This is a genomic window from Rhodococcus sp. 15-725-2-2b (assembly GCF_002259075.1).
Taxonomy (GTDB): domain Bacteria; phylum Actinomycetota; class Actinomycetes; order Mycobacteriales; family Mycobacteriaceae; genus Rhodococcoides.
Map to the genome: position 1 here is coordinate 66456 of NZ_NPFL01000006.1, position 18079 is coordinate 84534.

18 protein-coding genes are annotated in these 18079 nt (G+C 65.2%); 15 read left to right on the forward strand and 3 right to left on the reverse strand.

From position 1 onward, the window contains the following. Positions 1-4: 4 nt before the first annotated feature. Both CH306_RS06095 and CH306_RS06100 read left to right on the forward strand, forming a co-directional pair. Positions 5-613, forward strand: coding sequence for a TetR/AcrR family transcriptional regulator (locus CH306_RS06095; RefSeq protein WP_032396596.1), 609 nt, complete (start codon positions 5-7; stop codon positions 611-613). 271 nt (positions 614-884) lie between these two features. After that, positions 885-3239 carry a transketolase-like TK C-terminal-containing protein gene (locus CH306_RS06100; RefSeq protein ID WP_094646019.1) on the forward strand — a complete coding sequence of 785 codons (2355 nt, stop codon included), beginning with the start codon at positions 885-887 and terminating at the stop codon, positions 3237-3239. Positions 3240-3404: 165 nt separating this feature from the next. On the opposite strand, the gene CH306_RS06105 is transcribed toward CH306_RS06100, so the two are convergent. Further along, entirely contained in the window at positions 3405-3836 is a 432-nt protein-coding gene (locus CH306_RS06105; RefSeq protein ID WP_032396598.1) for a type II toxin-antitoxin system Rv0910 family toxin, read from the reverse strand. Positions 3837-3976: 140 nt separating this feature from the next. On the opposite strand from CH306_RS06105, the gene CH306_RS06110 reads away from it, so the two are divergent. Both CH306_RS06110 and CH306_RS06115 read left to right on the forward strand, forming a co-directional pair. Beyond that, entirely contained in the window at positions 3977-5179 is a 1203-nt protein-coding gene (locus CH306_RS06110; RefSeq protein ID WP_094646020.1) for an oxidoreductase, read from the forward strand. A 70-nt stretch (positions 5180-5249) separates the two neighbouring features. Further along, positions 5250-5915: a TetR/AcrR family transcriptional regulator gene (locus tag CH306_RS06115; RefSeq protein ID WP_052049861.1), complete on the forward strand. Its 666-nt coding sequence runs from the start codon at positions 5250-5252 to the stop codon at positions 5913-5915. On the opposite strand, the gene CH306_RS06120 is transcribed toward CH306_RS06115, so the two are convergent. After that, the gene (locus tag CH306_RS06120; protein WP_094646022.1) at positions 5912-6667 is read right to left on the reverse strand and encodes a TspO/MBR family protein; all 756 of its coding nucleotides are present in this window, start codon (positions 6665-6667) and stop codon (positions 5912-5914) included. The genes CH306_RS06115 and CH306_RS06120 overlap by 4 nt on opposite strands. Before the next feature lie 69 nt (positions 6668-6736). Between CH306_RS06120 and CH306_RS06125 the strand changes: the two genes are divergently transcribed. The 3 genes from CH306_RS06125 to CH306_RS06135 are packed head-to-tail and all read left to right on the forward strand — an operon-like array spanning position 6737 to position 9877. After that, positions 6737-7933, forward strand: a complete 1197-nt coding sequence (locus tag CH306_RS06125; RefSeq protein ID WP_094646023.1) for an alpha/beta hydrolase family protein — start codon at positions 6737-6739, stop codon at positions 7931-7933. Beyond that, positions 7927-8790: an alpha/beta fold hydrolase gene (locus CH306_RS06130; protein ID WP_094646024.1), complete on the forward strand. Its 864-nt coding sequence runs from the start codon at positions 7927-7929 to the stop codon at positions 8788-8790. The genes CH306_RS06125 and CH306_RS06130 overlap by 7 nt, the downstream gene beginning before the upstream one ends. Beyond that, positions 8780-9877 carry a M20 family metallopeptidase gene (locus tag CH306_RS06135; RefSeq protein ID WP_094646025.1) on the forward strand — a complete coding sequence of 366 codons (1098 nt, stop codon included), beginning with the start codon at positions 8780-8782 and terminating at the stop codon, positions 9875-9877. Before CH306_RS06130 ends, CH306_RS06135 begins: the two co-directional genes overlap by 11 nt. On the opposite strand, the gene CH306_RS06140 is transcribed toward CH306_RS06135, so the two are convergent. Continuing rightward, entirely contained in the window at positions 9838-10863 is a 1026-nt protein-coding gene (locus tag CH306_RS06140) for a LacI family DNA-binding transcriptional regulator (protein ID WP_094646026.1), read from the reverse strand. The genes CH306_RS06135 and CH306_RS06140 overlap by 40 nt on opposite strands. 201 nt (positions 10864-11064) lie before the next feature. Here CH306_RS06140 and CH306_RS06145 point away from each other — a divergent pair, with 201 nt between their 5' ends. The 8 genes from CH306_RS06145 to CH306_RS06180 are packed head-to-tail and all read left to right on the forward strand — an operon-like array spanning position 11065 to position 18069. Continuing rightward, entirely contained in the window at positions 11065-11931 is an 867-nt protein-coding gene (locus CH306_RS06145; protein WP_230596918.1) for a BtpA/SgcQ family protein, read from the forward strand. Positions 11932-11934: 3 nt separating this feature from the next. Continuing rightward, positions 11935-12831 carry a carbohydrate kinase family protein gene (locus CH306_RS06150; protein ID WP_094630510.1) on the forward strand — a complete coding sequence of 299 codons (897 nt, stop codon included), beginning with the start codon at positions 11935-11937 and terminating at the stop codon, positions 12829-12831. Further along, the gene (locus CH306_RS06155) at positions 12828-13841 is read left to right on the forward strand and encodes a substrate-binding domain-containing protein (protein WP_094646027.1); all 1014 of its coding nucleotides are present in this window, start codon (positions 12828-12830) and stop codon (positions 13839-13841) included. Before CH306_RS06150 ends, CH306_RS06155 begins: the two co-directional genes overlap by 4 nt. Positions 13842-13845: 4 nt before the next feature. Further along, positions 13846-14628, forward strand: a complete 783-nt coding sequence (locus CH306_RS06160) for an ATP-binding cassette domain-containing protein (protein ID WP_094630512.1) — start codon at positions 13846-13848, stop codon at positions 14626-14628. Beyond that, the gene (locus tag CH306_RS06165; protein ID WP_094646028.1) at positions 14625-15659 is read left to right on the forward strand and encodes an ABC transporter permease; all 1035 of its coding nucleotides are present in this window, start codon (positions 14625-14627) and stop codon (positions 15657-15659) included. Before CH306_RS06160 ends, CH306_RS06165 begins: the two co-directional genes overlap by 4 nt. An 11-nt stretch (positions 15660-15670) precedes the next feature. Continuing rightward, positions 15671-16684 (forward strand): phosphotriesterase family protein, encoded by a 1014-nt coding sequence (locus CH306_RS06170; RefSeq protein ID WP_256981065.1) that lies wholly within the window; start codon positions 15671-15673, stop codon positions 16682-16684. 9 nt (positions 16685-16693) lie between these two features. Beyond that, the gene (locus CH306_RS06175; protein ID WP_094630515.1) at positions 16694-17446 is read left to right on the forward strand and encodes a glutamine amidotransferase; all 753 of its coding nucleotides are present in this window, start codon (positions 16694-16696) and stop codon (positions 17444-17446) included. Beyond that, positions 17443-18069, forward strand: coding sequence for a TenA family protein (locus CH306_RS06180; RefSeq protein ID WP_094646030.1), 627 nt, complete (start codon positions 17443-17445; stop codon positions 18067-18069). The genes CH306_RS06175 and CH306_RS06180 overlap by 4 nt, the downstream gene beginning before the upstream one ends. Positions 18070-18079 lie beyond the last annotated feature (10 nt).

The window sequence follows — 18079 nt, forward strand, 5'->3', positions numbered from 1 at the left end:
ATCGGTGTCGAACAACTCGCCCACCGGTGCCGAGCGGTCTCGCCGTGCCCGCCCCCGACTGGACCGTCGGCAGGCCTTGATCGACGCCGCCATCGAGCTGCTGGCCGAGGGCAACAGCGCCGACATCAGCGCGGCCGCGATCTCCCGTCGAGCGGGCGTCGCACACGGACTGCTGTTCTACTACTTCACCGACAAACAAGGCCTGGTCGCGGCCGCCCTCGCCGACGTGCTGTCGAAGCTGGCCGAATTTCAGGAGCCCGCCGCCGACGAGACATCCGTGCGCGCACGCATGGAAGGTTTCGTGCGACGCCACATCGAATTTCTCGAGCGCCACCGTGCCCTCTACGTCCGAGTGGTCCGGGAAGGTGAATTGGGCGATTCCGTCGTCGAACATGCCGTCCGAGAGGCACGGGCCGAAGGCGCACGTCAGGTCGCAGCCCTGGCCGAGCTGCCCGATCCACTGTCCCCACTCCAGGCGGCCGCGATCTCCGGATGGACCGGCTTTCTCGACCGCACAGCAGACGCCTACTTCGACACTCCAGGGCTCGAACTCGATGCGATCGTGGCGCTGGTGGTCGACGCCTTCGAAGCGGTCGTCGACGCATCGAAGTAGACCCACCGGCGTCTCGGAAGAGGTCAGAACGACCATATTTGCCCACGCTCCTGCACCTGATATTGAGCAATATGCACCCTGCGGGGCTCAGCACTTGCGCAACAACGCAGGCTGCTGGTGCACTGTCTCCCATCGCAGCTCAGTTGCATCCTCTCGGCGATTCGAAACCCGAACGCCCGCCCGGACTGCAGAACCGCACTCGGTTCTCCCTCGTCCGCTCTACTTTCTTCGTGCCCCCGGCACATTCGACGTCGATTCAGGAGCACCTGTCATGACCAGCATCAGTCCCGCCGATCACCGCTCACCCACCGGTGATCACCACGATCTGCACGAGCTCGCCCAGCGGGTGCTGTGGCTGTCGACGTCGATGATTCACCATGCCAATCGAATTCGGCCCAACCCGACCGGACTCAAGGTCGGCGGCCACCAAGCCTCCTGCGCGTCGATGGTCTCGATCATGACCTCGCTGTGGTTCGAGCAGCTGCAGCCAGGCGACCGCGTGTCGGTCAAGCCTCATGCCTCGCCGGTGCTGCACGCGATCAACTACCTGCTGGGTGAGCTGGACCAGAAGTACCTGACGACACTGCGCGCATACGGCGGTCTGCAGTCCTACCCTTCGCGGGCCAAGGACCCGGACACCGTCGACTACTCCACCGGATCGGTCGGCATCGGTGCCACGGCACCGATCTGGGGAGCGATGTCCCGACGCTTCGTCGAGGACCGGTTCGGCCCGGAGGAATCCACACCGAAGACGCCCGGATTCAGCGGACGGCAGTACTCGTTGGTCGGCGATGCGGAACTCGACGAAGGCGCGGTCTGGGAGGCGATCATCGACCCGGGCATAGCCGAACTCGGCGAGATCGTCTGGATCGTCGACCTCAATCGTCAGTCGCTGGACCGAGTGGTCCCCAACATCGCCGCCCGTCGCCTCGAGAAGATGTTCGACGCCGCCGGCTGGCAGGTCATCACCGTCAAGTTCGGCCGGTTGCTCGAAGACCTGTTCGCCAAGCCGGGCGGCGACGCATTGCGCACGCGCATTCTGGACATGCCGAACCCGGAATACCAACGTCTGCTGCGCTGCACCGCCGAGGAGGTGCGCACCAGACTTCCGGGATCGGGTCCCGACGCCACCGCCATTGCCGACCTGATCGCCGATCTCGACGACACACTACTGACCGAGTCCATTCGCAACCTGGGTGGACACGATCTGGATGCGTTGCGCGAGGCCTACTCTCGCATCGACGACACCCGACCCACCGTGATCGTCGCGTACACGGTCAAGGGATTCGGCCTGCCGACCCAGGGGCATCCGCAGAACCACTCCTCGCTGTTGACCGTCGAGGAATACGCAGAACTCGCACGTACCCTCGGCACCGATCCCGAACAGCCCTGGGGACGCTTCGATTCCGACAGCGGACCCGGCCGGCTGTGTGCTGCCACCGCCGAACGGCTACGCCGCGAACCGATTCCGGCGTCGACGCCACCTGCCGTCCCCACCGACATCGGACGCACCCCCAAGGGCACGGCCACCACGCAGGCCGCGCTGGGACGCACCCTGATCGACCTCACCCGAGAAGCCCCCGACGCGGCTCGTCGTGTCGTCACGGTCAGTCCCGACGTCAGTTCGACCACCAACCTCGGTGGGTGGGTCAACAAGGTCGGCGTCTGGTCGTCGTCGGATCGCCACGACTGGTTCGGCGACGACGCCGAGACGATCATGCACTGGCGCGAAGGGCCGTCCGGTCAGCACATGGAACTCGGTATCGCAGAGACCAACCTGGTCGGCCTGATGGGCGAGCTCGGTGCCACGTGGAGCCGGTGGGGAGAGCCGCTGTTCCCGATCGGGGTCATGTACGACCCCTTCGTCGAGCGCGCACTCGAGCCGTGGTCGTACGGCATCTACGCGGGTGGTCAATCGATTCTGGTCGGCACGCCGTCGGGAGTCACCCTTGCCGCGGAAGGTGGTGCGCACCAGTCGATCAAGACCCCGTCCATCGGACTGGAGCAGCCCGGCTGCATCACCTACGAGCCCGCATTCGCCATCGACGTCGAATGGACACTGCTCGCCAGCATCGGCCGACTCGGACGCCCCGACGGCTCCTCGGCATACCTGCGTCTGTCGACGCGTCCGGTGGACCAGTCGAAGGCGGACGTCCCCAGCGATCCGGCTGCCCGGGAACGCAGGCGTCGGCAGGTCGTCGCGGGCGGCTATCCGCTGGTGCGTCGAGACGGAGCAACGGTGACCATCGCCGCCATGGGCGCGTTGATGACCGAAGCCCTGGACGCCGCAGAGCGTTTGGAGCGAATCGGTGTCATCGCCGACGTTCTCTGCATCACCAGCCCGGGCGAGCTCTACCGCGCGCTGCAGGCGCGGCAAGGACACCACGTCGGCGAATCCTGGATTCTCGATCAGCTGCTGCCCGCCGACCGAGCGACCCCGATGGTGACGGTGCTCGACGGGCATCCACACACCCTCGCGTTCCTCGCCACCGTCAACAGGGTTGCGTCGACATCGTTGGGCGTGAGCAGTTTCGGACAGGTGGGCTCACTCGACGAGGTGTACAAGCACCACCGAATCGACACCGATTCCATCGTGGGCGCAGCTCTCGATGTGACCGGTCGGTGACAGGGCTCCTTCGACAGCGAACGCAGCCATGACCGCATCGTCGACGGTGCCGCTTGCCACCTCGGCGATGTCGGGCTTGCTCGAAAAGTGTTACACAGCAGATCGTCTCGACTGATCAGCGAACATCTCGATCGCCCCGCTCGCACGTGCGGGGCGATCGGCGTTTCACGCGAGGTACTCCGCGAGTCCGTTCAGGGTGGCGGTGAGCTTCTTCCTGAACGTGCCCTGCAGCGCCTTGCCCACCACTCCGAACAACAACGGACTGGTCACCTCCAGCTCGAGGGTGACGGCGGAGCCGCCTCCGCGAGCGGCGCAGTTCATCGTCAGCCGAATCTTCGATCCGGTCGACCCGGCACCCACCAGGACCAATTCCTCCGGCGCACGCAGACTTTCGACCTGGAACTCGATGGTGTCGATGATGCTCGCGATCTTGATCTTCTCGACCATCGTCGACCCGACTTCGAGGTCCCTCGGGGGCGTCTCCACCCACTCCTCGTGCAGGGCATGCCACTTCTCGAAGGTGCTGACGTCGGACAGAGTTGCCCACACGTCGTTCTGCGAGGCAGGCAGTTCCTGCGTCATGGTGATGTTCAGCATCGGAGGTTCCTTCGCTCGAGGACGGTGTTTCACCACTACGCCTTAGGATTGATCGGAAGTCAATATTGACCTCAAGTCAAGTACCGTTTAGTTTCGTGACACACGCCTCACAGCCACGGGGCCGAACCGGAAGACGAGCCATGACGACGACCGAAGCGCTGCCCATTGCAACCGCCACCGATGTGATCGCCAACCTTCGAGCCCTCGTGCCCGACCTGAAGGCCGGAGCCGCCGAGAACGAGAAGGCACGACGCCTCTCCGAGGACACCGTCGACGCCCTCCGCCGCGCTGGCGCTTTTCGAGTCGCAGCACCGGCGAAGTTCGGCGGACTCGAAACCGACCTGCGCACCATGCTCGACGTGTCCGCGATCATCGCCGAAGGTGACGCCGGTGCCTCCTGGGTGACCACCTTGTCCAACGTGAACAACTGGGCTGCAGGCCTTTACAGTGACGCGGCTCAGGCCGAGATCTACGCCGACGGCCCCGACGCCATCATTTCCGGCGTCGTCACCCCGGGCGGCACCGCCCGGAAGGTCGAGGGCGGCTACCGACTGACGGGAACATGGCCCTACGCCTCGGCCAGCCTGCACTCGCAGTGGTTCACCGGCGGAATCATCGTCAACGACGACGACGGCGACATGCTCGACCAGGGAATGGCGCTGCTCCCGCGCACGGACTACCGCATCGACGACACCTGGTACGTGGCAGGCATGCGCGCATCCGGGAGCAACACCGTCGTCGCCGAGGACGTGTTCGTCCCCGAACACCGGATGCTGTCGATGATCCCCGCCTTCAGCGGTGCCAACGTGGCCGAACGTACCGACTCCGCCTTCGCCCGTTCGGCCTTCGGACCCATGCTCGTCATGGTCCTCGTCGGTCCACAGCTCGGAATGGGCCGCGCTGCAGTGGAACTGGTACGAAAGAAGGCCGCAGAGAAGGCCCTCGCCTACACCGTGTTCGACCGTCAGGCCGATTCGGTGGCATTCCAGATGCTGCTCGCCGAAGCAGCGCTGAAGGTCGACACCGCGCACCTGCACGCCTACCGCGCAGCAGAGGACGTCAAGCGGTGGGCCGAGGCCGGCGAGTACCCGGACCTGCTCTCCCGTGCGCGTGTTCGCGGCGACGCAGCCGTTGCACTACGGAGCATCAACGAGGCGCTGAACATGCTCGTCGACGCCACCGGTGCCGGAGCCTTCGCCGAAGTCAATGCTCTGCAGCGCATTTGGCGCGACTCCAATGTCGGGGCCCGCCATGCCGTCATGCTGCCACGAGTGTCGATCGAGACCTACGGCAAGGCGCTGCTCGGTTTCGATCTGCACGACCACATCACCCCGATCATCTGATGACGTCCTAGGCTCGTACCGAGCCCTCGGTGACAGCCGGACGGGCAGGCCAAGGCAGATAGGACTTTCGGTGCCAGATCGTTCCGCCAAACCGGTTGCCCGAGCCAACCGGGCCACCGCCCGAGCGGCCGAGACCCGGCAGCGAATCGTCGACGCAGCGGCGAGCCTGTTCGCCGAGGCCGACTACGACAAGGTCGCCGTCTCGGACATCGTCGAGTCGGCCGACGTTGCCCACGGCCTCCTGTTCCACTACTTCGGCAACAAGAGGGGCATCTACCTCGAGGCGATGCGGGCCACCGCCGCGGCCATGTCGGAGGCCTTCGCGGACATTCCCGACTCGACACCCGACATCCAGATTCGGGCTGCGCTGACCAGCCACCTGAACTATCTCAGCCGGCACCGAGGACTGGCGTTACGAATGGTGTTGGGCGGCAGAGGCGCAGACCCCGAAGCCTGGGAAGTGTTCGAGAACGCGCGAACCGCAGTGCTGGAGGCGGCGGCCACGCAACTCGGACTCGACGCGGAGAACGCAGGCGTCGGACTCGTCGGGCACAGCATCGTCGCGGCAATCGACGGCGCGACGGCCCGATGGCTCGAACAGGACGCCAGAATCGACGTCGAGCAGATGGTCGAATGGTTGGTGCACATCATCGTCGCGTGCCTGCGTACCGCACCGGTCCTGGACCCGGCCCTGAACGTCGACGACGCTGTCGAGGCGATCCTCGGACGCGGCTAGGTTACCGACCGACGCCCGCGAACCCTGGTCACCACAGTCGATACGACGACCACGAGGGCTGCGAGAATTGCGGTGTATCCCACCGTGGAGTTGGTCAGCTCGCCGGACAGGCGACCCTGCGCCAGCCATCCCAGTCCCCACCCGATCGACAGCATCGGAGCGATCGCTCCGCGCGAGTAGCGGGCGAGCAGCAGCCCTACTGCCGCTGCAACGACGAGCACCACGATCGCCCAGACGGTTGCACCTGCACCGCCGGTGAACCCGAGGCTCACCAACCAGGCAGAGATGTTCGCGATCGTCGCGACACACACCCAACCGAGGTAGAGGCCCATCGTGCCGTCGGTGATCACTGCGTCGGCGACGCCCTCGGGCCGGAACTGCTGCATCAGTACGAACACGCGCACGAGCGCCGCCAACAGCGCCACGATGACCAGCACGCTCAACCACACCTGGCCGAACTGGACCGCGAGAATCCAGGCCGGATTGAGCAACATCGACGCGATGATCGGTGCCCGCAGCGCATAGTGGCGTGCAGTGCGCCCGGGCAGCAGCTGCCAGACGGCATAGACGATCAACCCCGCGTAGATCACCGACCAGATCGAGAACGCGGGCCCTGCGGGTGCCACCAGAGTCGACGTGGCACTGAGCGCTCCGTCCGCCGCTTCGGCGATGGGCGTCCCGATCCATGCGCCCGACCCGAGAAAAGACACGACAACGGCCACGACCGCACTGAGAACGACGCCGATTTTCACAGTCGAGTTGATCCCCGATCGACGTGCAGTGCAAACACAGCAGCAGCCCGGTTCTGGTAGACACGCGGTGTGCATTCCTACTCGCGTTCGATCTCTGCTGCCGTCTGCTGCCTCGCGGTGGCCGTGACCGCCGGATGCAGTTCCACGCCGGAGCCCGCTCCCACGGAATCGACGTCTGCTCCGGAACCGCAGTACGAGTTCACAGGAGTGCCCGGCACCGTTCTCGATTCCGCGGACTTCGGTGATCGATCCCCCGCCCTCGCCGCGACCGGTGCCACGCTCTACCGATTCGTCTACGAATCGACATCGGGCGTCGACAATTCCCCCACCGCGGTCTCCGGGGTGGCAGCCGTTCCGGCGGGCACGCCGCCCGAGGGCGGGTGGCCGATCATCGTCTACGGGCACGGCACCACCGGTGTGCAGGCCGATTGCGGACCGACCCTGTATCCCGATCTGCTCGGATACCAATTTGCGGTGCAGGACTTCACCGCACTCGGGTACGTCACCGTGCTACCCGATTACCAGGGCCTGGGCACCGGCGGTGGCACCCACCCGTATCTGGAGCCGCGAACCACCGGAAACAACATGATCGACGCGGCTCGCGCGGCGCACACCGCGCTGCCCGACGTCTCCACGCGCTGGGCTGCCGTCGGCCTGTCGCAGGGTGGTCAAGCCGCCTGGGCTGCAAACGAACTCGCCGCTTCCTACGGTCAGGGCCTGGACCTGGTGGGATCGGTGTCGCTCTCGCCCCCGACAGATCTGAAGCCGCTGATTCGATCCAGCAACGACGGCACCCTGACCAGGCCGCAGAAGGAACTGTTGCCGTACCTGCTCTACGGCGCTGAGCAGGTCGACCCCTCGATCGATCCGACGGACTACAGCGGCAGTGTCGCCGAGAGCAACAACGAACTGCTGCTCACCTGCTCGGGCGGCGACACCGCAGGCAAGGAGCGAGCCGTTCAGGCGATGGCACCCGACGAGTTCGCGGCCGACTCCACCGAATCCGAGCAGAAGCTGATCGACGTGGTCGATCGCTACACACTCCCGCAGGTGCGAACGGAGGTACCGCTGTTCGTGGCGTACGGCGCGAAAGACGACGTCGTTCTGCCGCAGTGGACTGCCGACGGTGTCGAGAAGGCCTGCGCCCTTGGCGATTCGGTCGTCGCCCAGGAACAGCCCGAACAGGGCCACGACGTCAGCGACGAAGCGGCAATGCAATTCCTGGCCGCCCGGTTCGCAGGACAGACGGTACCCAGCACATGCTGACGAGTGGCTCTGCACCCGAACGAATCACCGAGTACACCCACGCCGGTCTCGTGTTCGACGTCCTCGACCAGGGACCGCTCGACGGCCCGGTCGTGTTGTTGCTGCACGGATTTCCCGAACGTGCATCGTCGTGGTCCGCGGTGATGGAGATACTCAACGAGCACGGGATGCGCACGATCGCACCGGATCAGCGCGGATACTCCCCACGCGCCCGGCCCAGGAGGCGACGAGACTATCGCGTCGGCGCACTGGTGGGCGATGTGGTCGCCCTGATCGACCTCATCGGAACGCCGGTTCACCTGGTGGGACACGATTGGGGAGCGAACATAGCCTGGGTCACCGCCGGTCGTCGTCCCGACCTGGTCTCGTCTCTGACGGCGCTCTCGGTACCCCACCCCGGCGCATTCATGACCGGCCTGCTCAGCTCGAAACAGATACTGCATTCCTGGTACTTCGCGTTCTTCCAACTGCCGGTGCTGCCCGAGAAGTGGATGACGCAACCCGGCCGCAGGGCCGAAAGATGGTACGAGAAAAGCGGAATGACCGAAGCCGATCTCGAACGCACGCAGACGGAGATCGTCGACTACGGCGCGCTGCCCTTCGCCGTCGACTGGTATCGGGGCCTACCGTTCTCGAGCCCGGGAATCGGCCGCCTGCGCATCACCGTGCCGACGTCGATGGTCTGGAGTGACGGTGACACCTTCATCGGACGCTCCACCGTCGAGAGTGCCCAACGGTACGTCGATGCGGCCTACACACTGACCGTGTTGCCCGGCGTCTCGCACTGGATTCCGACACAGGCACCCGATGCGGCTGCCGCTGCAGTGATGCGATCGAGTGCTCCCCATGGCACTTGACCGCACCACTGCCGTCGGCATGCTCACCGAACTGGTCACGCAACGCACCGTGTCCGGCGACCCTGCGCCCCAACGCTCCTCGATGGACGCCGTCGTATCCCTTCTGAGGGCGCGGACGACCGGCGTTGCAGTCGAGGGCGATCGAGACGGTGCGCACCCGTGGCTGCTGATCACCAACGACGCCCCTCCCACGACCACGCGACTGATGTTCGCCTGCCACGTCGACACCGTTCCCGCGGGCGATCTTTCGAACTGGCAGTTCGATCCGTTCGGCGCGGACGTCGAGGGCGGAGTGATGCGAGGCCGGGGTACGTCCGATATGAAGGCAGGCCTGGTGGCCGCCACGGCCGCCGTGCTCGCCGCCTTCGAGAACGGTGTTCCTGCAGCACTGTTGCTCACGAGCGACGAAGAGATCGGCTCACTCGGAGCGCTCGCCGCCCGTCACGCCGTCGCCGAATGTTCGGTGGGTGCCGTGGTGGTGCCCGAGGCGACCGGAAACCAGGTGCATCTGGGCCACCGCGGAGCATTGTGGGTCGATGTCACCACCAAAGGCATTGCAGCACACGGCAGCACACCCCAGCGAGGCGAGAGTGCAATCATGAAGCTCGTCGACGTCCTGGCACGGGCACGCGACGAGCTCCCGCTGTCGACGGATCCGTTCCTCGGTGCCGAGACGTTCAACGTCGGGTTGATCGACGGGGGTTCGGCCCCCAACATCGTCCCGGACACCGCACACGTCGTCGTCGATCACCGGACCGTCGGTGACGGCTCGGCACTGCTGTCGTGGTGGCGGGATCAACCCGAGGTCGACCACATCGAGGCACGGATCGACCTGCCCGGTGTGCGGACGGCCGGTGGCAACAGCTGGATCGACGAGCTGCCGCATTCCGTTGCGAGAGAACCGGTCACGTACTTCACCGACGCGTCCATCATCGCCGCGGCGGCTCCCGGTGCGCCGATCGTCGTGTGGGGACCGGGGACTCCGGCCCTGATGCATGCCGCCGACGAAACCGTCACGCTCGACGAACTCGATGCGGCCATCACCGCCTACACCGCAGTGACACGCGCCTGGCCGACCGTCGACTGACGGACCACCAACTCCGCCTGCAGAGCGATGTGCGCGGTGCCCGTCTCGTCACTGTTCATCGCCTGATCCAACAGCCGAGTGGCCTCGGCAGCAATCCGTTCCTGCGGCTGCCGGACGGTCGTCAGCGGCGGATTGCTCAACGCGGAGAACGGAATGTCGTCGAACCCGGTCACCATGACATCGGTCGGAACCGACAGTCCGAGAGCCTGGCAACTCTGCAACACACCGAGCGCGATCAGATCGTCGGCACACACCACCGCGTCGGGACGAGAGGCCGCTTCGAGTATGGGCCGAGACGACTCACGGCCCCAGTCGATCGAGTAGTCGCCCAACAGCGTCCACTCCTCTCGCGTCTCGATACCCACTCGCTCCGCGTGGCGAAAGAAGCCGGCTCGACGTAGCTCGGTCGACGAATTGGTCAGTTCGGAACTGATGAATGCCGCGCTCCGAACACCGAGACCGGCCAGGTGGTCCATCACCAGCGCCTGTGCGGCATCGTCGTCGACCCCGACCCAGTCGGTGTGGGTGTCGAGCGCGAACCGGTCGAGTTGAACGACAGGGATCGCGCGAGCCGTGGTGCGCACGGCCTCTGCGGACCGCTCGCCATGGCACGGGCTGATGATGATGCCGTCGACCTGACGCGAGACCAAGCTGCGCAGCCTCTGCGCTTCGACGTCCGGGTCGGATCGGGAGTCGCACAGAAACAACTGCAAGCCGCGCTGTGACAGCACATGCTCGACGTTGACCACCAGCGAGGTGAAGAAGGGATTGGCAATACTCGGCACCACCATGCCGACGGTGTCCGTTCTGTTGCGGCGCAGGGAACTGGCGATGATGTTGCCCGAATAGCCCAGATCCTCGGCCGCCCGTCGGATGGTGGCAGCAACGTCTTCCGAGACCGGACGTGAACCCGAGAGCGCTCGAGACACCGTGGCTGTCGAGACGCCTGCGCGCTCGGCAACGTCGCGAATGGTTGCTTTACGCATCCAACTCCTACTCTCACGTGTGGACCCGAGGCTATCGAACCGCGCGGTCGCTTGCGTTGCTGTTTACACAGTAGAGGCAATCGTTTACATAAACGACTCCGAAATTCCTTGACACGAACGGATACCGATCCCTTACGGTGCATACATGCGAGGTAATCGATTACATCATCTCGCCCGACGATCACCCGAGGAGTTCCCTACGTGAGTACGTCCCTGTCGGACCAGCACCCAGAGCAGTCGCTGGGAGTCTTTCCGACCAAGCCGTCGGCCCTGGCCGCGATGTTCACCTCGGCACCAGCACTCATCGGTGCCATCCACCTGCCCGCCCTCCCCGGCAGCCCGCACTACAAGGGCCGGCCCGTCTCGGAGATCTCCGAGTTCGCCCTGGCCGAGGCGCACGCATACATCGACAATGGTTTCGACGGAGTCATCGTCGAGAACCATTGGGACATACCCTTTCTCAAGCCGGGTGAACACGGATACGAAACCGCGGCCAGCATGGGCGTCGTCACCGCCGCCGTCGTCGGCGACTTCGGCGACCGCGTCGGCGTGAGCATCCTGTCCAATGCCGGCGAATGCGGCGTGGCCGCAGCGTGGGCAGCGGGCGCGAGCTTCGTCCGCGTCAACCAATGGGCCAACGCGTACATAGCCAACGAAGGATTCATCGAAGGCCAGGCCGCCAAGACCACCCGCTTCCGCCACCGCATCGGTGCCGACCCGGTCAAGATCTTCGCGGACGTGCACGTCAAGCACGGCGCGCATGCCATCGTCGCAGACCGCACGATCGCCGAACAGACCGAGGACGCCGAGTTCTTCGACGCCGACGTCCTCATCGCCACCGGCTCCCGCACCGGAGACGCCGCCTCCGTGGACGAGGTCTCGGTGATCAAGAACAACACGATGCTTCCTGTGATCATCGGCTCCGGAATCACCGCGGCCAACGTGGGCGAGCTGATGAAGGAATGCGACGGGGCCATCATCGCGTCGTCGGTGAAGGAGAACGCCCGCTGGTGGGGACGCGTCGCAGGCGAGAAGGTTCGCGCCGTCGCCCGCGCAGCTGGGAAATAGCCGATGATCGTCTTCTTCGGCTACGCCAACAACGATGTGACGGTGCATGTTCCGCATGTCCCGGTGCTGGGAGAGAGGGTGCAGGCAACGGCGATCGACACGATCGACGGCGGCATGAACGCCAACGCCGCGGTCTCCGCAGCCCGTATGGGTGCCCGCGTGGCCTTCGCCGGCGCAGTGGGCCCCGACGCCAGGTCCACCGAGTTTCTCGCCGGACTCGAGCACGACGGAGTAGACACCAGCTGGGCCCCGCGTGACGCTTTCCTCTCCACCGCAGTCGTTCTCATCGCCGAGGGCGGTGATCGATCGATCATCAGCCAGGACGACGCCAACGACGCACAACGGCTGGCAGCAGTCCTCGAGGCCCTCTCCTACGACGGCGGCCGACTGTTCGTCGACGGCTACCGAGCAGAGATGCTCCCCGCCGAACTGCCCGACAACGTCAGCCTCGCCATCGATCTCGACGGCTGCGACGATCTCGACGCCGCACTCCATGCGTTCGCCCTCGCCGATCACGTCATCGTCGGACGCAGCCTGTGGCAGAACAGCTTCGGCATAGATGCCGAACGGTGGTCGACGATGACCGCCGAGCACGACACTCACCTCGTCGTCACCGACGGCGAGCACGGGTGGACCCTGGTGACACCCTCGGGTGAGACGATCACCGAACCCGCAGTACAGGTCGACGTCGTCGACGCCGTCGGAGCCGGAGACTGCTTCTGCGGCACCTACATCGCCTTCGTCGACGCAGGCGAACCCCCGGCTCATGCAGCACGCCTCGCCGGGGCGTCCGCTGCTCTCGCATGCGCCACGGCCGGACCACGCGGCTGCCCCAGCATCACCGAACTCAACGAATTCACTGCCACCCTGGCCACTGTCGATCTTCAGGAGACCCGATGATCAAACGCGCACTCCCCCTCGTCCTCGGCACAGCACTTGCCCTCGGTCTCACCGCATGCGACTCCGCCGCCCCCAGCGACACCACGGGCGGCACTGACGCCTCCGCGTCGTCCATTCCGGATCCGTCCCGCGTCGCCGACACCTGCGACGGCAAGAACGGCACCCTCAAGGTCGGCCTGGTGACCATCAATCTGCAAGCTCTGTTCTTCAACCAGATCAACAACGCCGCCCAGAAGGTCGCCGACGAAGCCGGTGTCGACCTCCAGATCATCAGCGGCAACGACGATTCGGTCACCCAGGCCAACGCATTCGACAACCTCATCGCTTCCGGCGTGGACGCCATCATCGTCGACGCCATCGACACCGACGGCATCAAGCCATCCGTGTCCAAGGCCGCCGCAGCAGGTATCCCGGTGGTGGCCGTCGACGCCACCGTCGACGACCCGGGCATCTCGACCCAGGTGGGAACAGCGAACGCCGAGGGCGGCGCTCAGATCGGTAACACACTCGCCGAGCTGGCGAACGACACCGGCACCGTCGGTATCGTCGGCGCACTCAACAGCACGATCCAGCTCGAACGTCAGAAGGGCTTCACCGACACGGTCTCCGCCGCTGGCATGACCGTCGGCACGGTCGTCGACGGTCGCAACATTCAGGAGAACGCGCAGACCGCCGCAGAGAACCTGCTCACCGGCAACCCGGACATGGAATACGTCTACGCCACCGGCGAACCCGCACTCATCGGGTTGGTCGCGGCAGTGAACAGCCAGAGTGCACAGGACCGGATCAAGGCCGTCGGATGGGACCTGTCGGATCAGGCTGTCTCCGCCCTCCAGGCGGGCTGGCTCGAGGGCGTCGTGCAACAGAACACCTTCGAATTCGGCTACGAGGCAATGAACGCCGCGATCGATCTCGGTTGCGGTCGCACCGCACCCGCGGACATCCCGGTCCCGACGCAGATCGTCACCCCCGCCAACGTGGGCGACTACATGTACTACCTGGAGAAGTAGCCTTATGGCACACCATGATCCGACAACACCGTTGATCGAACTGTCGGGAATCACCAAATCGTACGGCCCGGTGAAATCGTTGCAGGGAGTCGACCTCCGGCTCTCACGCGGCGAAGTACTCGGAGTCGTCGGAGACAACGGCGCCGGCAAGTCGACGCTCATGAAAATCCTTGCCGGCGCCGTTCAACACGACGGTGGTGAGATGCGAGTCAACGGGGAACCGGTGCGCTTCTCGACACCGCTCGATGCGCAGCAGCAGAAGATCGGCATCGTCTATCAGGATCTGGCGCTGTGCGACACCCTCGATGTCGCGAGCAACCTGTTCCTCGGCCGTGAACCCCGCAAGGGACCGTTTCTGGACCGGCACGGCATGCACGAACGCGCCGCGAAGATCCTCGCGGACCTGCACGTCAAAGTGAAGTCGACGTACCAGGAGATCGGCCAACTCTCGGGCGGGCAGCGGCAGACCGTCGCCATCGCCAGGGCCGTCTCGTTCCGGCCCGACGTGTTGATCCTCGACGAGCCAACGGCCGCACTGGCCGTCGCCGAGGTGGAATCGGTCCTGAAACTCATCACGGACGTTGCGGCCCAGGGCGTCGGCGTCATCCTCGTGACGCACCGCCTGCAGGATCTGTTCCGAGTCTGCGACCGCATCACCGTCATGTACGAGGGACAGAGCGTCGACGACGTTCCGATCGGCGAGCTGAACATCGAATCGCTCGTCGGACTGATCACTCGCACTCCGGTTCCCCAGCGCTCACCGTCCTCGCCGGAAGGCCGCCCATGATCACTCTCGACAAGAACGCACAGCCCAGCGTCGCGAAACTCGCTGCGCGACCGACATTGTGGCAACAGACCAACAAGCCGACACTGGCCATGCTGGCCGTCACCGTCGCGGTGGCCCTCGTCTTCTCGGTGACCACGTCGTCGTTCCTGACGTTCACCAACATCTCCAACCTCGCCACGCAGATCGCACCGGTCCTGATCATCGCCGTCGCGATGACGTTCGTGATCACCACCGGCCAGATCGACCTCTCCGTCGGAGCGACGGTCGCATTCGTCGCCGCGATGAGCGCCGAGCTCATCCAGGCAGGCGTCGACTCCTCGGTCGTGTTCGTCGCGGCTCCACTGATGGGTGCGGCGTGGGGACTGGTCAACGGCTGGCTCGCTGCCTACCAGGGCATTCCACCGTTCATCGTCACACTCGCCACGCTCTCGATCATCCGCGGCATCGCGCTGTACCGCACCGAGGGCTTCTCGGTTCCCATCACCCCAGGCACCGCGTTCGCCAAGCTCGGCACTGCGTCGTGGCTCGGGTTCTCGGCGAGCGCCTGGATCGCCCTCGCCGTGGTCGTCATCGGCGCGGTTGCGCTGGGTCGCACCCGCTTCGGCCGCTACGTCACCGGAATCGGGTCCAACGTCGAATCCGTCCGACGCTCCGGCGTCAACACCCGTCGCGTGTTGATGATGACGCTGGTGTTCACCGGTCTTGCCGCCGGCATTGCCGGCCTGCTCATCGCCGCACGACTGGGATCGGGTTCCGCCAACTCCGCCAACGGTTTCGAGCTGACCGTCATCACCGCGGTGGTGCTCGGCGGAACCAACCTGTTCGGTGGACGAGGAACCGTGGTCGGTACCGTGATCGGTGCGGTCCTCACCGGCATCATCGCCAACGGCCTGACGCTGCTGGGCGTGAGCCCCTTCCTCACGCCCATCATCACCGGAATCGTTCTGCTCGTCGCCATCTGGATCAACATGCCTGGGCACTCGTTGGCGTCACTGTTCAAGCACCTGCAGAGCGCACCGGGCAAACAGTGATCGTCCGGACGGTGACCGGTCCGGTCGACTCGAGCGAGCTGGGGTTGGTGTTACCGCACGAGCACCTGCACAACGACGCCTCGGTGGCGTACTCGGAATCGCCCGATCCCGCTGTGGCGCAGGTTCTCTCCGGACCGATCTCGGCCTCGGACGCCTGGCTGTTGCACGACAATCCGTATCACAGCGCCGACAATTGCCGGATCGACGACGCGGCGGCCGTGTTGGCGGACCTGAAAACCTTTGCCGACCACGGCGGGACGACCGTCGTCGATCTGACACCACCGGGCATCGGTCGTCGACCCGAGATCCTGGAACGGTACTCCCGAGACTCGGGGGTCCGGGTCGTCATGGGCTCGGGCTGGTACCTCGAGGCCACGCACCCGGCCGAGGTCGCCTCGCTGAGCGTCGACCAACTCGCGTCGGGACTCGTTGCCGAGTTCTCCTCGAACGACGGGCCTCGCCCCGGGGTCATCGGGGAGGTCGGAGTCTCGCCGTCGTTCACCGCCGCCGAGAAGAAGGCGTTACGCGCCGCATGCGTCGCGCAACGAGAAGTCGCTGTACCACTGTTCGTTCACCTTCCGGGGTGGCAGCGGCGTGGGCACGAAGTGCTCGACATCGTCGTCGAGGAGATGGGTGTCGACCCGAGTGCTGTGGTGCTCTGCCACATGGACCCGTCGGGCAACGATCCCGACTACCAATGCGCTCTGGGTGATCGCGGGGTGTATCTGGAATTCGACATGATCGGCATGCCCTTCGAGTTCCCGGGTGAGGGTCAGTCTCCATCGCCCGCCGACACCGCCTTCGCGGTCGCCGGTCTCATCGGCGGCGGATACCGACGGCAATTGCTCCTCAGTCACGACCTGTTTCTCAAGTCGATGCTCCGCACATTCGGTGGCAACGGTTTGGCCTACGTACCAGTCTCTTTCGCAGCACGACTCGTGCGCAGCGGAATCGATCCCCAGCACGTGTCCTCGCTCATGCGAGACAACCCGAGGTCGCTCTTCGAGAGCGCCGGAAAAGGATAGAGAACCACCATGGGTAAGAAAGTTCTGATCGCCGGTGAAAGCTGGATGACCACCTCGACGCACGTCAAGGGCGTCGACGAATTCACCGTGCACTCCTACGTGGAAGGTGTCGGACCACTCAAGGACGCCCTGGCTTCCCGCGGACACGACGTGGTGCACATGCCGGCGCATCTGGTGCCGACACAATTTCCCGGTAACGCCGAGGCTCTGTCCGCCTACGACGTCATCGTCCTCTCGGACATCGGCGCCAACTCGATTCAGCTCGCACCCAGCGTCTTCGATCGTTTTCAGGCAGGCGAGGACCGCCTGGTCGAGCTCCGGAACTGGGTGCACGACGGCGGTGCGCTGCTGATGATCGGCGGATACCTTTCGTTCTCCGGGTTCCAGGCCCGCGCTGCGTTCCGGCAGACAGCACTCGCAGACGCTCTGCCGGTGACGATGCTCGCCGAAGACGATCGCGTGGAGACCCCAGGTGGCATGGTCCCCGTGGTCGTCGACGACAAGCACCCCACCGTGAGCGCCAGTGGGATCGAGTGGCCTGCACTCCTGGGCTACAACCGAGTGATCGCCAAGGACGGAGTTGCCGTCCCCGCCACCATCAACGGAGATCCGCTCGTCGCTGCGGGCACCTACGGCAAGGGCCGCTCGGCGGTCTTCACCTCGGACTGCTCACCGCACTGGGCACCGCCGGAGTTCTGCGAGCAGTGGCTCGGCTACACCGATCTGTTCGACGGCCTGATCACCTGGTTGTCCGCGGAATGAGTCGCTCCGCCGAACTGATTGCGCGGCAACAACGCAACCTCGTTGCAGCGCAGCGCGTCCCCTTCATCGTCGAATCGATCGACGGCACACTACGCGACGACCACTTCCGGCGTTACCTGGTGATCGAGGAGGCGTTCGTACTCACCGCGGTGCGCATCCTGGGACTCGTCGTCGCAGAGTCCGAGTCCTTGGACGACGCAACCGATCATGTGGTGTCACTGTCGAATCTCGTCGGTGAGCAGCGGGAGTACTTCGCCGGGCTACGTGAGCAGTTTCCGTACGACGGCGATACCGACGAGTTGATCGAGAGATCGTCCGTACTGTCCGACTACGCACTGGGACTTGCCCGTCGAGACGGCAGGGCCGCAGCACTCGTGGCGATGTTCGCCGCAGAGACCCTGTACCTGTCCTGGTGCCGCGCAGCACTCCATACGTCAGCCGATCGCGAACCGGCGCTGCAGGAGTGGATAGAAATGCATACCCGACCTGCTTTCATGGCGCAGGTCGACGCGTTGGCCCGAGAGGTCGACGCCATGAACGCTGTGGACGATGCAAGGCTGGACGAGTGGTTCGCAGGAATGTTGGCCGCCGAGAACGAATTCCACAACACGGCGATGGACTAGTGCCTGCGGC

What these genes read in the sequence shown, in the direction of transcription:
- CH306_RS06100 (WP_094646019.1), top strand. Translation starts at nt 885, where the DNA reads ATGACCAGCATCAGTCCCGCCGATCACCGCTCACCCACCGGTGATCAC.
- CH306_RS06130 (WP_094646024.1), top strand. Translation starts at nt 7,927, where the DNA reads ATGCTGACGAGTGGCTCTGCACCCGAACGAATCACCGAGTACACCCAC.
- CH306_RS06140 (WP_094646026.1), bottom strand. Translation starts at nt 10,863, where the DNA reads ATGCGTAAAGCAACCATTCGCGACGTTGCCGAGCGCGCAGGCGTCTCG.
- CH306_RS06180 (WP_094646030.1), top strand. Translation starts at nt 17,443, where the DNA reads ATGAGTCGCTCCGCCGAACTGATTGCGCGGCAACAACGCAACCTCGTT.
- CH306_RS06175 (WP_094630515.1), top strand. Translation starts at nt 16,694, where the DNA reads ATGGGTAAGAAAGTTCTGATCGCCGGTGAAAGCTGGATGACCACCTCG.
- CH306_RS06155 (WP_094646027.1), top strand. Translation starts at nt 12,828, where the DNA reads ATGATCAAACGCGCACTCCCCCTCGTCCTCGGCACAGCACTTGCCCTC.
- CH306_RS06135 (WP_094646025.1), top strand. Translation starts at nt 8,780, where the DNA reads ATGGCACTTGACCGCACCACTGCCGTCGGCATGCTCACCGAACTGGTC.
- CH306_RS06165 (WP_094646028.1), top strand. Translation starts at nt 14,625, where the DNA reads ATGATCACTCTCGACAAGAACGCACAGCCCAGCGTCGCGAAACTCGCT.
- CH306_RS06105 (WP_032396598.1), bottom strand. Translation starts at nt 3,836, where the DNA reads ATGCTGAACATCACCATGACGCAGGAACTGCCTGCCTCGCAGAACGAC.
- CH306_RS06150 (WP_094630510.1), top strand. Translation starts at nt 11,935, where the DNA reads ATGATCGTCTTCTTCGGCTACGCCAACAACGATGTGACGGTGCATGTT.
- CH306_RS06110 (WP_094646020.1), top strand. Translation starts at nt 3,977, where the DNA reads ATGACGACGACCGAAGCGCTGCCCATTGCAACCGCCACCGATGTGATC.
- CH306_RS06160 (WP_094630512.1), top strand. Translation starts at nt 13,846, where the DNA reads ATGGCACACCATGATCCGACAACACCGTTGATCGAACTGTCGGGAATC.